Raw genomic sequence first — 14,549 nt, 5'->3', positions numbered from 1 at the left:
GCCGGGGGAGGCCTTGTTATTTCTTTTCTCTTTTTTCTATCGTTACAGTTTCCATTACTACATCTTTGAGTGGTTTATCTCCAGGTTTACTTGTTTGCACTTTGCTGATTGCATAAACAACATCCATTCCTGAAATTACTTTTCCAAATACAGCATATCCTGGGTTTCCAGGTGCATAATTTAATGAGGAGTTATCGGCTACGTTTATGAAAAACTGAGATGTCGCTGAGTTAGGGACATTTGTTCTAGCCATTGCAATAGTTCCTACATCATTGTTTAGTCCATTGTTTGATTCTAATGTGATAGGAGCATTTGTTGCTTTTTGATTTCCATCTGGAGTAAATCCACCTCCTTGAATCATAAAGTTACTTATTACTCTGTGGAATATTAACCCATCATAAAATCCCGAGTTTACATACTTTACAAAATTATCCACAGTAATTGGTGCCTTGGATCTGTTTAATTGTACTTCGATTGTCCCCATATTAGTTTTAATCACTGCAACTGCCATTTCATTTTCTCCCAGTTTAAATTTTTCAGTTTGTACTTGATCAGTTTCTGTTTGCTGTACTTTTGTTTGTTCTGATTTAACAGTTTCCTGTTTGGTTTCAACTTTTGAATCGTCCTGACCATTACAAGCCCAGACTGTAAACATTGTTATGAAAGCAATCAATAATTGTTTCATTGTTTTTACTCCTTTATGGTTTAATAATGTTGTTAAATAATAAGATGAAAATAATAATACCCAATCCTATCCTGTAATAAATAAACAGAAAGGTTGAATTCTTCTTTAAAAATTTTAAAAGAAAATCTATGGCGAGATAACCACTTATTCCTGATACTATAGTTGCAACAATAATGTTAACAGCCATAGCTTTATCTAAAAACTCAACAGCTTCGTAAAGTTGTAAAACTCCGCTTGCCAGCACAGCAGGAATACTTAATAAAAATGAGAACCTTGCTGCTGCTTCACGGTTTAGCCCGACAAACAATCCTGCTGTGATTGTTGTACCGGATCTTGATGATCCCGGGATGAGTGATAATGCTTGAGCAACCCCAATAATTATTGAATCCAGGATTGTAACATTCTCTATATTTTTTTTGAACTTTGCTGTCTTCTCCGCGAGAGCTAAAATTAATGCAAGAACGATTAAACTGGCTGCTATAATGTATAAATTTTTAGTTATTGCCCCTTCAATTACATCTTTGAATGTCAGACCAATTATAACTACCGGAATAGTTCCGATGATTATCAGCCAGCCAAGCTTTGAGTTAACTTGCTGATTTGAATAGCTTATTCTTTTAATGATGTTATCATTGATAAAGTCTTTAATAATAGAAATCAAATCTTTCCAAAAGTAAACCAGTACTGCCAGCATAGTGCCAAGCTGAATTACTGCAATGAATGCTGTCCATTGTTCGGGATGTTCTTCTGAAATAAGATTCATAAATTTACCTGCAAGAGTTAAATGTCCCGTACTGCTGATTGGCAGAAACTCTGTAAGTCCCTGAACTATACCAAGAATGATTGCTTCGAGTAAATTCAATTGCTGACTCCAAACAAATATGAAATACCGAGTTTAACACCGAGCGAAAAAGTATCGAAGTTTACGTTTTCATTTTGAACATTGTTGATTAATGTTTTACCCTCATTGTCTTCAGGTTCACCGTTTATATCGTAACGCATATCGAGTCCAAGATTCGCATAAACATTTTCAGCAAGTGCAGTATTTGCTTCTACCCGAAGCAATCCGCCGAAACCAAAAGCATTGAACGCTTCGTCTGTTCCCTGCCATTTTTTGCTTTCTGTAACACTCACAAATCTTACTCCGGCTCCTCCACCAAATTTAAAATTATAACCGTCACCCATCAGAACATAATATGCCATAACCGATGGTAAGACTGAATTGTATGCTAATTCGTACTGACCTAAACCAACATTTTCTGTGTAAGAATATATCTGATAAGGTAATTCAATTCCAAGTTCAAATGATTTGCTCAAAAACATTCCGGCTTCACCAGTAAATATTATTGCAGAACTGAAGGTCCCTAATAGTGAGCCTGATGGTGCATAGTTTTCATTTATATAATCCTGCATTGATGGCACACTTAAAAAATTAATCCCCATTGTTCCTTTTAACTCAGTCTGGGCAAATCCAGCACAGTTAATTAGTATAATAAAAAAAAGGATACAAGATTTTTTCATGTTTCTTCTGAGTTAGTTTTAAAAATATTTAGCAAGCTGATATGCTGTTTGTTCAATGCAAAATACATTACAAGCGCAGTAACAATGAATAAAATGTAAGAAATGATGTGGGTAAGAAATGCATAAGCTGCACTAATCGCTTCCCCAAATCCAAACAACAAAACCAGAGTATTTATCGCCAGTGCGTGATACGAACCGGTAGAGCCCGGTGTTGGAACAACAACACCTATCGAACTGATACTCATTACAATCCAACCCATTGCCAGCGTTACATCACTTAGCGATTGCATGTGAAGCATATAAAATCCGAAGTATGAAGTAAGTGCATAAATTAAAATCATTACTACAGTCGTAATAAAAGTTAGTAAGTAATTTTTTGTTCCCTTTAAAGCAGTAAATCCCTGTATTAACATTTCGAAAATATATCCGAGTCTCTCCGCAGCTTTATTTGACACTTTACCAATTAATTTCAGAACATATCCATAAAATCTTTCCTTAAATTTTACCGACAGGTAGATCAATATCAGAACAAATATTAGTAGTGCTGCTGAAATATAAAGTGATGCTTCCAGCCATGGAAAACTTTCATATAGATTTTCGCCCCAAATGAAAGCTGAAATTAAAACTGCAGCACCCATCGAAATAATATCGATTACTCTTTCAACTATTACAGTCCCGAACATTGATGAACGTGAAAGATTCTCATATCTGCCAATCATAATTGCACGGGTAACTTCACCAAGCTTTGGAGTAACACAGTTTACTCCATATCCAATCATCAACGCTCCAAAAAGATTCCACATTTTAACTGTGGGTTTAACCGAGTGCAAAATAATTTTCCATCTGACTGTTCGTATGTAGTGCCCGAGCATAATCAGAACCGAAAAGATTAATATCCAGAAGATAGAAGCTTCTGAAACAAGATGGATGACTTCACTTAAGTTAATATCAGCAAATGCCAAATAAAGAAAGACTGCAGCAAGAGCAATTGAAACTAAAAAATTTATTAGTCCACGCAATGCCGGTATTTTTTTTACATTATCTGAGATCAATAATCTGGCTTCCTTCGGGTGGTAAAAATTGGAAGTAACTATCTGCTAATCCTTTATTAATCTGAATATCTGATAAATTGACTTGAATATTTCCCGTTGCAGGATCATCAATCAGTACTTTAATAATCAGATTTTCTGAATCCACGAACAATTTAATAGAATTAAAAGTGAATGTGTCATCCTGCGGAATCAACTCGAGCGTTTTTATTCCATCAACTTCACTCATCGATAGCTTGCAATCTTCGGGATATTCATAAATCAACTGACGGATTGAGAGAATTTTATTTCCTTCACTATCATAGTCACTAATAATAACTTTGTTCTGTTTTTTGCTGTAGTTCCAGGAAGTTTCGCCATCGGATACAATAACATTATTTTCAAATTCAAATCTCAAATGATTATCTTTCTTATAAAAAACTTTACCTTTCAGATTAATTTTCCCGTTAACTGATTGAGCTAAATCTGCTGAAAGATCATTGATCGAATTGAACTTGTCCTGAATATTTTTTAATAATTCCTGTGGGTTAGCTTGTCCCAATGAATTGCTCAGGAATAATACTGAGATAAAAAATATACTAGTAATTACTGATTTCATTTTCATTCCTGTTTTATAGTGATCGTAATACTGCTTCAAGCTGTTCTTCATTTTCAACTAAAACTTGTCTTGCTTTACTGCCATCGTTTGGACCAACAATACCTGCATCTTCTAGTTGATCAACGATTCTTGCCGCACGCGAATATCCCAATTTTAATTTTCTCTGCAAAAGTGAAACAGAACCTTGCTGATGCCGGACAATCACCCGTGCTGCTTCTTCAAACATCGGATCAAGGTCGGCAGACAATCCTGAAGACGAACTCTTTTTCTTATCGTAAATTGACGGCAGATAATATGGTTTCGAATAAGCGGGTTGCGAATATACATAGTTGGTTATTGCTTCTACTTCATCAGTTGATATGAAAGCATTTTGCATTCTGATTGGTTTCGGTGATCCTGTCGGAAGGAACAACATATCACCTCTTCCAAGAAGTTGTTCTGCACCATTCATATCAAGAATAGTTCGTGAGTCAATCTTTGTCGCAACCTGATAAGCAATTCTTGAACTGAAATTTGCTTTTATCAAACCAGTGATAACATTAACAGAAGGACGTTGTGTTGCAAGGACAAGATGAATTCCGACTGCACGAGCTAATTGAGCTAATCGTGTTATTGGTTCTTCAACTTCCCTTCCCGCAGTTATCATAAGATCGGCGAGCTCATCTATGATAACACAAAGATAAGGCAAGTGATGATGTTTAATTGATTCAGAATCGTGAGGTTTTGTTTTTGGATTATCAATCTTTTTGTTGTAATCGACAATATTTCTTACACCAGCTTTTGCTAATTTATCGTATCTCTTTTCCATTTCAATCTCAACAGATTTTAACATCAATACTGAATTCTGTGGTACTGTAATTATCTCTTCATCTATATCCGGTGATACAGCAAGGTAGTGTCTTCTTAATTTATTATAAAATGAAAGTTCTATTTTCTTCGGGTCAACCAAAATAAATTTTACATCGGCAGGAACTTTTGAATAAAGCAAGCTGCTGATGATCATGTTTATACCAACGCTTTTTCCTGAACCTGTAGAACCCGCAATAAGAAGATGAGGCATTAAAGAAAGATCTGTCAGGTAAACATCACCACTAATTGTCTTTCCAAGTGCTAACGGTAATTGTATTTTAGAATCGCGAACTTTTCCAAGAACTGAACGTGCATTAACAATAGCAGCCTCAGCATTAGGTATTTCGACTCCGATAGCGCCTTTGCCGGGAATTGGTGCGATGATTCTGATTCCTCTGGCTGCAAGGGCAAGTGCGATATCATTTTCAAGACCAACAATTTTACTGATTTTAACTCCCGGTGCCGGAACGATTTCATAAAGCGTAACTACCGGTCCTGGTGTCACGGAAATATTTTGAATTTCTATATCAAAAAGCTTGAGCTTATCTTTTAACAGTTCAGCATTCCGGGTTAATTCTTCTTCCGCTACCTTTATGTCTTCAGCAGCAGCCGGTTGAAGAAGATCGAGTCCGGGGAGCTCATAATCGAGATTTTCTTCCCATGGATCTGGAAGATTTTTTTCCTCATCATCATCATCAACATTTTTTTTCTGAGTTGGTAGTTCACCGGTTTTTTCCAGATCGACTTTTTTTCTCTCATCGACTTTGATTTCATCTTCTTCCATTACTTCGGTATCAGCTTTTCGTATTATCCGGATTTGTGTCTGTGCTTCTGCTTCCTCATCCATCAGGTCTTCAGCCGTAACATCTTCATCTTCCACTGCAACAGGTTTTTTCTTTTCTTTACCAAGCTTCTTTATTTTTTCAAGATTTGAATTGTCAGCTTCTGTTTCCGTCTTCCCAATATTAATTTTAGTCTCTTCGTCAGAAGCAAACAAATTTTTTATGAACTGAAATATGTTTTCAATTTTAATATCGAAAGCGAATATTAACACAACCGCTGAAACAAATAATAAAAAGAGGATGCTTCCGGCAGTTCCGAATAATCCGACAAACCAGGCACCCAAATATTCACCAACGTTTCCCCGAAGTTCTTTTGTACCGGGTAAGAAATCCAGACCGGCTTTCAACACACCGAAAAAAGAAGCAATTGTGAGTCCGAAGATTAGTAACAGATTAGTAGTATGAATAAGAGTTTTGAAAGCAATTTTTTTAAAGATAGAAAGTCCCCATAAAAACATAATTGCAGGAACTACAACTGAGAAATAACCAATAGTTGACTTTATAAAAAAGTATGAAAAATGGGCACCAATTATACCAAGCCAGTTGTGTGAATCGGCGCCAGAAAAAATTGAATTTTCAAGAAGTGCCTCGTCTTTCCTGCTGTATGAAACTATGCAAAGGAAAATAAATACAGAAAAAAGCAAAAGAAAAATGCCGGCAATTCTTCTTTTCTTATCAGAAGAAAATGTGAAATAATTCTTCCCTGAATTATTCTTTTTGCCGTTACCATTTCTTTTACTTCTGGTCATTTAATTGATTGCTTCGTTTAATACCTTTAATACATTACCTTTATAAACCGGGATCACTTCGGTACTATCAAGCTCAGCACACATTTTCAGATCATCTTTAAATCCATTCTCGATAAGCAATCTGCCATGATCTGTTTCATTTAACATTTTCAAAATATTTTTTCCAAAGGATTTGAATAATGCAATTGCGCTTCTGGCAGCATCTGTCAATTCATCTTTTTTATTTTCTGTAACTAATTCATTTACCAGCATACCAGCACAAACAGAATCTTCCAAACTGAAAAAATTGTTATTGCCTGAACAAAGAATAACTACATCTTCATTCAACTTTTTGAGGTGTTTTGCAAGTGTAACCAAATTATTAAACGAACAGATAAACAGGTTTGCGGAATATTTTGCTTTTACAATTGCACGCGAACCATTAGTTGAATAAAACACAATTGATTTTCCCGATACAATTTCTTTTTTATACTCCGACGGTGAATTTCCCAATGCAAATCCTTCTATTTTTTTCGTGTTTCTTTCACCGCCGAGAAGTGTTTGCCCACCGAATATTCCGCCAGAGACTTTTACCGCAAATTCAACAGTCCCCACGGGAACAACTTCTTTTGCCCCATTGGAAAGTGCTGTTGTAATTGTTGTTGATGCCCGAAGAACATCAATCACAATAGTAGTCTTACCCGTAAAGTAAAGCTCATCTGCCTGAACTGGTGAAAACAGAACGTCAAGTTTCATTTTTATTTTACTTTTTTACAAATGGAAGTTTAGTTACTACAGCCGGAATTTCTTTGTCTCGAATTTTAAATACCACATTATTTCCCGGAGAGTTAAATGGTTTATCAACATAGCCAAGTGCAATTGGCTTTTCCAAAACAGGGCTTACAGTTCCGCTGGTAATATGACCAACCTTTTTTCCTTCCGAAATTATTTCATAACCGTGTCTTGGAAAAGTTTTTTCGTCAGAAATCATCGCGACTAATTTTCTGCCCGGACCTTCTTGTTTTACTTTTTGAATTATTTCTTTTCCAATAAAATTTTCTTTATCAGTTTTCGTAATCCAACCTAAACCGGCTTCAATTGGATTGGTGGTTTGATCAATATCGTTTCCGTATAAGCAATAACCCATTTCCAGACGCAGCGAATCACGGGCAGCGAGTCCAACAGGTTGTATATCGAATTCTTTACCGGCTCTGAAAATTTCTTCCCAGACTTTTTCAGCCTGATTAACGTCACCGATAAAATAAAGTTCATAACCAAGTTCACCAGTATATCCGGTTCTTGAAATTATCATATCAATACCTGCTATTTTTCCGTTGGTGAAATGATAGTATTCGAGATCCGGCATTTTTGCAACTAATTTTTTGATGACTTCGCCTGAATTCGGACCTTGCACAGCAAGCAAAGAATATTCATCGCTTCTATTGTCAATTTTTACTCCAAACTTGTTGTTCTCTTTCATCCAGTTTACATCTTTTTCAATATTGGATGCGTTTATAACAAGTAGAAATTCTTTGTCTGAAATTTTATAGACAAGCAGGTCGTCAACAATACCGCCATCCGGATAACACATTGCTGAATACTGAACTCTTCCGGGAATTAATTTTGAAGCGTCATTAGTGGTAATGTGCTGAACAAACTCAAGAGCTTTATCACCTGTGATGAATACTTCACCCATGTGCGATACATCAAAAACTCCGACTGAATTACGCACTGCTTTATGTTCTGCAATAATGGATGAATACTGAATCGGCATTTCATAGCCAGCAAATTCAACTAATTTTGCCCCAAGTTTTTTATGAATATTATTGAATGTAGTTTTTTTCATCTTTGTGCCCCATCAAAATATTTTGGAATAATTTTCAGAATTTATTCTGATTTTTGAATAATAAATAATTTAAAACTAATCAAATTCCTGTGTTAAGTCACGTCCTGTTTTTGCTGAGAAGAATTCAAAAGTATCCGGTGAAATTGAAGCATCTTCTTTTATAGTTATTTTAACAAAATATTTAAGCTGTAATTTGAACAATGACTTTATTTTACCGTCCCTGATTTTTGCAGCAGTAGAAGGATGGCTCTTTATGATTATACTCCGTTCACGAGATTTTCTTCTGAATTTTCTTAACCAGCTTTCGAGATCGTAAACAAGATGCGAGCTTTTTGTTAACAGTCCAGTTCCATGACATTCCGGACATACTTCTTTAATTGCCTGAACAATGTTTTGCCTGATTCTCTGTCTGGTAATTTGAATCAATCCAAAATCTGACATTGGTAAAATTGATACTTTTGCTCTGTCTTTTCTGAATTCTTTTTTTAATTCATCATAAACTTTTTTTCGATTTTTATCATCTTCCAAATCAATGAAATCAATAACAATAATCCCACCGATATCGCGTAATCGTAACTGACGTGCAATTTCTCTTGAAGCTTCAAGATCTGTTTTGAGTGAGTTTGATTCCTGATCTTTACTCTTCGCATACTTTCCGCTATTAACATCAATAACAACCATTGCTTCTGTATGCTCAATAATCAGATAACCACCGCTTGGGAGAGGAACCTTTCTTCCCATCAGCGTTTTTATCTGCTCTTCAATTTTGAAAGTGTTGAATATTCCATAAGTGGATTTGTAAAGTTCAACTTTTTCAGCTATCGCCGGCTGAACAAGCTCCAGATAATTTTTAATTTCCCTGTGAAGTTTTTTTGAGTCAACAAATATTTTGGAAATATCAGAGTTGAAAAGATCACGAATAACGCTTACTGTCGTATTCAAATCCTGATAAACCAATGCCGGCGGTGTTTGAGATTTTGATTCTTTCTCAATTTTTTCCCAGGTTTTCATCAGGTTTTTCAAATCATCTTTAAGACTATCTTCTGGCTGATTTTGTGCTACTGTTCTTATTATCAATCCATAATTATCCGAAACAATCTGTCTTGCTATTGATCTTAATCTTTTTCGTTCGCGGAAATCATAAATCTTTTTTGATATTCCAACTTTATTATCGTACGGAAGAAGCACACAAAATCTGCCGGGAAGAGAAACGGATGAAGTTACACGCACTCCTTTATTATTAACCGGTTCTTTAATTATCTGAACAAGAATTTCCTGTCCTTTTTTGAGTGTGGGGATTTGAGGTTCGGTTTTTTTTATTTCCGGTTTGGCTCTGGCTGGAACTGATCCGTTTGATTCATCTTCGTCATCATCGTCAGTATCTGAATCTTCGTCACCGAGCATATCCTGAAGCTGCTGAGTCCGTTCGCCAATATCTGAGAAATGCAAAAATGCATCGTGTTTCATTCCGACGTCAATAAATGCAGCACGAATTCCGGGAAGAACTCTTGCAATTCTTCCGAGATATATGTCACCAACCATTCGGCGGTTTTCAGGGTAGTCTACAAAGAAGTCGACTAAGTTTCCATCTTCCGTAATAGCAACACGTGTTTGCGTGGAAGCAGAATTGATAATAATTTCTTTTACCATTTGGTATAATCTCGCTTGATGAAAAAATATATTTCATCGAAAATCTTTTAATAAATATGAGGCTCTTATGCAATCGTTCCTGTCTGATAGAAAAATTCAGACAGATCAAAGCAATAACTAAATTGAATAGAAATATTTCAAATTGCATATTGAGTTTTTCAACTAAAATTGATTATAAATAATTCATTAAATGAAAATAAATAATATTTAAAGGCTGTCAGTTCGCCGGAGCTTTATCCTTCTTGCCTTCTTCTTTTAATAATTCTTTTCTGCTGAGAGAAAATTTACCATTTTCAATTTTCAGCAGTTTTACTTTTACTTTATCACCGACTTTATAGTAATCACTTACTTTTTCAACTCTTTTGTTGTCAATCTGGGATATATGAAGAAGTCCTTCTTTTCCCGGAAGAATTTCAACAAACGCACCGAAATCCATAAGCTTTGTAACAACACCATCGTATGTTTCACCAATCTCAGGAGTAGCAGTCATCTTTTTGATGTACTCTTTGCAATTTACGGCATTTTCTTTATTTGGTGAAGCAATATTTACTGTTCCGTCTTCTTCAATATTAATCTCAACGCCGAACAAACGCTGCATACCCTGGATAGTTTTTCCACCGGGACCAATTATCAATCCGATTTGATCCTGCTCTACTTTCATAGAAATTAATCTTGGTGCAAATTCAGAAAGTTGTTCGCGTGGGTTTTCAATAGCCTGATTCATTATTCCGAGAATATGAACTCTGCCTTCACGAGCCTGTTGTAAAGCTTTTTCCATTATCTCAAAAGATATTCCCTGAATTTTTATATCCATTTGGAATGCTGTTATTCCATTTGTTGTTCCAGCGACTTTAAAATCCATGTCGCCGAGATGATCTTCATTGCCAAGTATATCAGATAGAATTGCGTAACGGTCACCTTCTTTTACTAATCCCATAGCAATACCAGCGACACTTTTACTTATGCCAATTCCTGCATCCATCATAGCAAGTGAACCAGCACAAACCGTTGCCATAGAAGATGAACCATTTGATTCCAGAATATCAGAAATGACGCGCACAGTGTAAGGAAAAATTTCTTCACCCGGAAAAACCATCTTTAATGCTCTTTCAGCTAGATTGCCATGTCCGATTTCTCTTCGTCCAACTCCGGTCATTCTTCCAACCTCACCAACACTGAATGGTGGAAAATTATAGTGTAGCATAAATCGTTTTGTGTATTCTTCACGAAGACCATCAATTATCTGTTCATCGTTTTTTGTACCAAGAGTTATAGTTGTTAAGCTTTGCGTTTCGCCCCTTGTAAATAATGATGAGCCGTGTGTTCGCGGTAATATTCCAAGCTCGATAGTTATTGGTCTGATTTGAGTTGTGTTTCGTCCATCAAGGCGGATTCCTTCAGACAGAATTCTTTCTCTCATTAATTCTTTTTCAAGATCGTGAAGAATTGAACCGATTAGCTTTTCCTGTTCAGGAAATCTTTCCGCAAGAGCTGCATTTACTTCATCCTGAAGCTGTTTGTTTTTTGATGATCTTTCTTCTTTTGTGAGAACTGAATGAACTATATCTCTGAATTTTTCGCCGGCAATTTCCAGCACTTCCTTTTTTAATTCAGGATCAATTTCGTTTTCTTTTATTTCCCACTTTATTTTGCCAGCTTCTTTTCGTAATTGAATTTGAAGATCAACAAGCTTTTGAATTTCGGTCTGAGCAAAACGAAGTGCACTTAATAAATCATTTTCACTCACTTCTTTTGATTCACCTTCAACCATAATAATGGAATCACTGGTTCCGGCTACAACAAGTTCGAGATCGCTTTGTTCAATTTCGGCGTGAGTTGGATTTACGATAAATTGTCCATCAATTCTGCCAACACGTACTTCTGCAATTGGTCCATCAAATGGAATATCAGAAATTGTAAGAGCTGCTGAAGCACCAACTGCAGCAAGAACATCAGCATCATTTTCGCCATCGTACGAAAGCACAAAAGCAATAACCTGAGTTTCATTCATGAAACTTTCGGGGAAAAGAGGTCTGATCGGTCTGTCTATTAACCTGGAACTTAAAATTTCTTTTTCAGTTGGTCTTCCTTCGCGTTTAATAAATCCACCGGGAATTTTTCCTGCGGCTGATGTTTTTTCTCTGTATTCAACTTGCAGAGGAAAGAAGTCCTGACCTTCAACCGCTTCGCTTGTTGCAACTGCGGTAACAAGAACCATAGTATCACCATAACGAACCATTACAGCACCATTTGCCTGTCTTGCATATCTCCCTGTTTCTATGGAGAATATTTTACCACCTATTTCAACTTCCTTTTTAATTATCATTTCAAATTTCCTACTTTCTTATGTTCAAATCTTTAATTATCGCTCTGTATCTCTCAATATCTTTCTTTGTGAGATAATCAAGAAGTCTTCTTCTTTTACCAACCATCATCATCAGACCTCTTCTTGAGTGATGATCTTTTGCATGTTTATTAAAGTGATCTGTCAGGTCATTAATTCTTTTTGTTAAAAGAGCAACCTGAACTTCTGTTTTACCAGAATCTTTTTGATTCCCGCCATATTGTTTAATGATATCGGCTTTTTCTTGTTTGGTCATTTTATTAATCCTTAATATTAGTTATACGATATAATCCCAGAGTCAATCATTCAGAATGAATGAACCAGAATTAATTAATTATTTTGTTTAAAATTTGTCTTCCAATTTTTTCATCATTTTTCATCTGGATAATCAAATCATCCACAGTATTGAATTTTTCTTCGTCTCTTATTCTTTCCACCAGATTCACCTGCATAATTTTGTCATAAATATCGTTGTCAAAATCGAATATATAAAATTCCGGAATTACAGTTCCGTTATCGTGAAAAGTGGGTCTGCTTCCAAGACTCAGCAATCCAAAGTGTTTTTCGTTTTCAACAATACATTCAGCAGCATAAATGCCTTTTGCCGGTATAAGTTTATCCTCACTATCAATAGAGATATTTGCTGTGGGGAAACCGAGTTGTTTTCCTCGTCCATCACCACGGACAATTTTCCCTTTGAAAGAATAAAATCTGCCGAGCATTTTAGCCGCAGTTATTACATCTCCCTGAAGAAGTACATTCCTGATTTTTGTACTGCTGACAGTTTCTCCATCAACACTAAATTCCGGTACGACAGTAACATGAAAACTAAACTTCTTTCCAAGCTCCTTTAAAATTTCAAAGTTTCCGTCTCTTCCTTTCCCGAAGTGATGATCATATCCAATTACAATTTCGCTCAATCCAATTCCATTTACAAGATATTTTTTTACAAATTCTTCGGGTGGCTGTTTTGAAAATTCACTCGTGAATTTAATTACGAAAAGATTTTCCAGTCCAAGCTGCTCCAAAATTTTAACTTTCTCATCAAGAGTACTCAGAAGTTTAATATCATTTCTTCCCGGAATTACTTTTCTCGGGTGAGGATCAAAAGTCAGCAGAAAATTTCTTCCTCCAATTAGTCGTGATTTCCGGATTACTTCCTGAACTATCTGCTGATGACCAAGATGAAACCCGTCAAATGTTCCGAGAGTTATCACACTCTTTTCGTCCCTTTTTATTTCTGCTAAATCTTTTATTATCCTCATCTTAAACAGCTTTTTAAAAAGGGTTCAAATTTAAATTAATCCAATCCGAAATAAAAACTTTAGCCAGATGTTTGTCCGATGAATTAGTTATCATTTCAATATTGAATTCATCTGAAAATTATTCGAAAATGTTTCAAGAGTAATTGCATCTTCAACGCGAAAATTTCCGATACCAATTCTCCTGAGTTCAGTCAAAATTGCACCTGTGTGTAGTTTTTTTCCAAAGTCATCGGCAATAACCCGAATGAAAGTTCCCTTAGAGCAAGTAATCGAAAAATAAATCTCTGGTAATTTTATTTTTGTGATGTCAAAACGTTCAATAAAAATTTTTCTTGGTTCGCGCTCGATTGATTTTCCTTTTCTTGCAAAGTCATAAAGTTTTTTTCCGTTTATTTTAACTGCGGAAAACATCGGTGGTATCTGTTCAATTTCTCCAAGAAAGCTATTCCTTACATCAAGAATTTCATTTTCATCAATATTTTCAGGGATCGGAATTTCAGTGCATTCAGTCTCCATATCCATCGAAGGAGAAGTTAAACCCAATTTAATAATACCTGAATATGACTTGTTCAGATTTATAAAGCTATCCATTACTTTCGTTTTCTTACCAGTGCAGATGATCATTAAGCCGCTTGCATTCGGATCCAAGGTGCCTGAATGACCAACCTTCTTCACATCAATTATTTTTCTGATCCTGTTGACAATCTGAAATGAAGTTGGACCGGATGGTTTATCAATTAAAATAATTTCGCCCTCTGAAAAATTAACCTCAGGAAGATTAAGTGTTAGATTTGTTATTATTCTGCTTGTGGATTTCATTTATCAATCCTTCAATCTTTTCAACATAATCGAGCGTATCATCAATAAAAAATTTAAGTTCGGGCACAAATTTAATTCTGATCCTGTGAGCAAGTTCTGTTCTGATGTGTCCAAGTCTCAGGTTTATTTTGTTCAGGACAAAATCTCTTCGTTCCTTTTGAAGTACGGAGAGATAAATTTTTGCGATCTTTAAATCTGCACTGACTTTTACATCTGTTATAGTGATAAAGCCAAGATCATCGCCCTGCATTTTATGAAGCAAAATGTAGCTTATTTCTTCTTTAATTAATTGTTCAACTTTATCTATTCTATGTGAGGACATTTTTTTGCTGGTTTTACAGAATGTTAAATTA

At 35.5% G+C, this 14,549-nt stretch carries 14 protein-coding genes; all 14 read right to left on the bottom strand.

All coding sequences use genetic code 11. From position 1 onward, the window contains the following. Positions 1–16: 16 nt before the first annotated feature. Positions 17–511: a peptidyl-prolyl cis-trans isomerase gene (locus tag HND39_07370; GenBank protein QKJ97918.1), complete on the bottom strand. Its 495-nt coding sequence runs from the start codon at positions 509–511 to the stop codon at positions 17–19. 187 nt (positions 512–698) lie between these two features. Next, the gene (gene uppP, locus HND39_07365) at positions 699–1,547 is read right to left on the bottom strand and encodes an undecaprenyl-diphosphatase UppP (GenBank protein ID QKJ96119.1); all 849 of its coding nucleotides are present in this window, start codon (positions 1,545–1,547) and stop codon (positions 699–701) included. Next, on the bottom strand, positions 1,544–2,128 hold the full coding sequence (locus HND39_07360; GenBank protein QKJ96118.1) for a hypothetical protein: 585 nt from the start codon (positions 2,126–2,128) through the stop codon (positions 1,544–1,546). Before HND39_07360 ends, uppP begins: the two co-directional genes overlap by 4 nt. Positions 2,129–2,202: 74 nt before the next feature. Beyond that, complete coding sequence (locus tag HND39_07355; GenBank protein ID QKJ96117.1) at positions 2,203–3,258, bottom strand: flippase-like domain-containing protein; 1,056 nt, start codon at positions 3,256–3,258, stop codon at positions 2,203–2,205. Beyond that, positions 3,245–3,853, bottom strand: a complete 609-nt coding sequence (locus HND39_07350) for an outer membrane lipoprotein carrier protein LolA (protein QKJ96116.1) — start codon at positions 3,851–3,853, stop codon at positions 3,245–3,247. The genes HND39_07355 and HND39_07350 overlap by 14 nt, the downstream gene beginning before the upstream one ends. A 13-nt stretch (positions 3,854–3,866) precedes the next feature. Then, positions 3,867–6,293, bottom strand: a complete 2,427-nt coding sequence (locus tag HND39_07345) for a DNA translocase FtsK (protein QKJ96115.1) — start codon at positions 6,291–6,293, stop codon at positions 3,867–3,869. Further along, positions 6,294–7,028: a 2-phosphosulfolactate phosphatase gene (locus HND39_07340; GenBank protein ID QKJ96114.1), complete on the bottom strand. Its 735-nt coding sequence runs from the start codon at positions 7,026–7,028 to the stop codon at positions 6,294–6,296. It abuts the gene before it with no gap. 7 nt (positions 7,029–7,035) lie between these two features. After that, the gene (gene gcvT, locus HND39_07335; GenBank protein QKJ96113.1) at positions 7,036–8,118 is read right to left on the bottom strand and encodes a glycine cleavage system aminomethyltransferase GcvT; all 1,083 of its coding nucleotides are present in this window, start codon (positions 8,116–8,118) and stop codon (positions 7,036–7,038) included. Between the two features lie 75 nt (positions 8,119–8,193). Then, positions 8,194–9,768, bottom strand: a complete 1,575-nt coding sequence (locus tag HND39_07330) for an Rne/Rng family ribonuclease (protein QKJ96112.1) — start codon at positions 9,766–9,768, stop codon at positions 8,194–8,196. Between the two features lie 217 nt (positions 9,769–9,985). Beyond that, a complete protein-coding gene (gene pnp, locus HND39_07325; protein ID QKJ96111.1) occupies positions 9,986–12,094 on the bottom strand; it encodes a polyribonucleotide nucleotidyltransferase in 2,109 nt (702 codons plus the stop codon). A gap of 10 nt (positions 12,095–12,104) precedes the next feature. Then, positions 12,105–12,368 carry a 30S ribosomal protein S15 gene (rpsO, locus tag HND39_07320; GenBank protein QKJ96110.1) on the bottom strand — a complete coding sequence of 88 codons (264 nt, stop codon included), beginning with the start codon at positions 12,366–12,368 and terminating at the stop codon, positions 12,105–12,107. A 70-nt stretch (positions 12,369–12,438) separates the two neighbouring features. Beyond that, complete coding sequence (locus tag HND39_07315; GenBank protein ID QKJ96109.1) at positions 12,439–13,377, bottom strand: bifunctional riboflavin kinase/FAD synthetase; 939 nt, start codon at positions 13,375–13,377, stop codon at positions 12,439–12,441. A gap of 90 nt (positions 13,378–13,467) precedes the next feature. Further along, positions 13,468–14,196: a tRNA pseudouridine(55) synthase TruB gene (gene truB / locus HND39_07310; protein QKJ96108.1), complete on the bottom strand. Its 729-nt coding sequence runs from the start codon at positions 14,194–14,196 to the stop codon at positions 13,468–13,470. After that, on the bottom strand, positions 14,156–14,518 hold the full coding sequence (gene rbfA / locus HND39_07305; GenBank protein QKJ96107.1) for a 30S ribosome-binding factor RbfA: 363 nt from the start codon (positions 14,516–14,518) through the stop codon (positions 14,156–14,158). The genes truB and rbfA overlap by 41 nt, the downstream gene beginning before the upstream one ends. Positions 14,519–14,549 lie beyond the last annotated feature (31 nt).

The sequence above is a fragment of the Ignavibacteriota bacterium genome (assembly GCA_013285405.1).
In the GTDB taxonomy this organism is placed as follows: domain Bacteria; phylum Bacteroidota; class Ignavibacteria; order Ignavibacteriales; family Ignavibacteriaceae; genus IGN2.
The sequence above is the reverse complement of the archived record's forward strand: the minus strand, read 5'-3'. Positions and strand labels throughout refer to the sequence as shown.

Excerpts from the sequence above, each read along its gene's own strand:
- HND39_07370 (QKJ97918.1), bottom strand. The coding sequence starts at position 511 with ATGGCAGTTGCAGTGATTAAAACTAATATGGGGACAATCGAAGTACAA.
- HND39_07360 (QKJ96118.1), bottom strand. The coding sequence starts at position 2,128 with ATGGGGATTAATTTTTTAAGTGTGCCATCAATGCAGGATTATATAAAT.
- HND39_07350 (QKJ96116.1), bottom strand. The coding sequence starts at position 3,853 with ATGAAATCAGTAATTACTAGTATATTTTTTATCTCAGTATTATTCCTG.
- HND39_07345 (QKJ96115.1), bottom strand. The coding sequence starts at position 6,293 with ATGACCAGAAGTAAAAGAAATGGTAACGGCAAAAAGAATAATTCAGGG.
- HND39_07340 (QKJ96114.1), bottom strand. The coding sequence starts at position 7,028 with ATGAAACTTGACGTTCTGTTTTCACCAGTTCAGGCAGATGAGCTTTAC.
- gcvT (QKJ96113.1), bottom strand. The coding sequence starts at position 8,118 with ATGAAAAAAACTACATTCAATAATATTCATAAAAAACTTGGGGCAAAA.
- HND39_07330 (QKJ96112.1), bottom strand. The coding sequence starts at position 9,768 with ATGGTAAAAGAAATTATTATCAATTCTGCTTCCACGCAAACACGTGTT.
- pnp (QKJ96111.1), bottom strand. The coding sequence starts at position 12,094 with ATGATAATTAAAAAGGAAGTTGAAATAGGTGGTAAAATATTCTCCATA.
- rpsO (QKJ96110.1), bottom strand. The coding sequence starts at position 12,368 with ATGACCAAACAAGAAAAAGCCGATATCATTAAACAATATGGCGGGAAT.
- HND39_07315 (QKJ96109.1), bottom strand. The coding sequence starts at position 13,377 with ATGAGGATAATAAAAGATTTAGCAGAAATAAAAAGGGACGAAAAGAGT.
- truB (QKJ96108.1), bottom strand. The coding sequence starts at position 14,196 with ATGAAATCCACAAGCAGAATAATAACAAATCTAACACTTAATCTTCCT.
- rbfA (QKJ96107.1), bottom strand. The coding sequence starts at position 14,518 with ATGTCCTCACATAGAATAGATAAAGTTGAACAATTAATTAAAGAAGAA.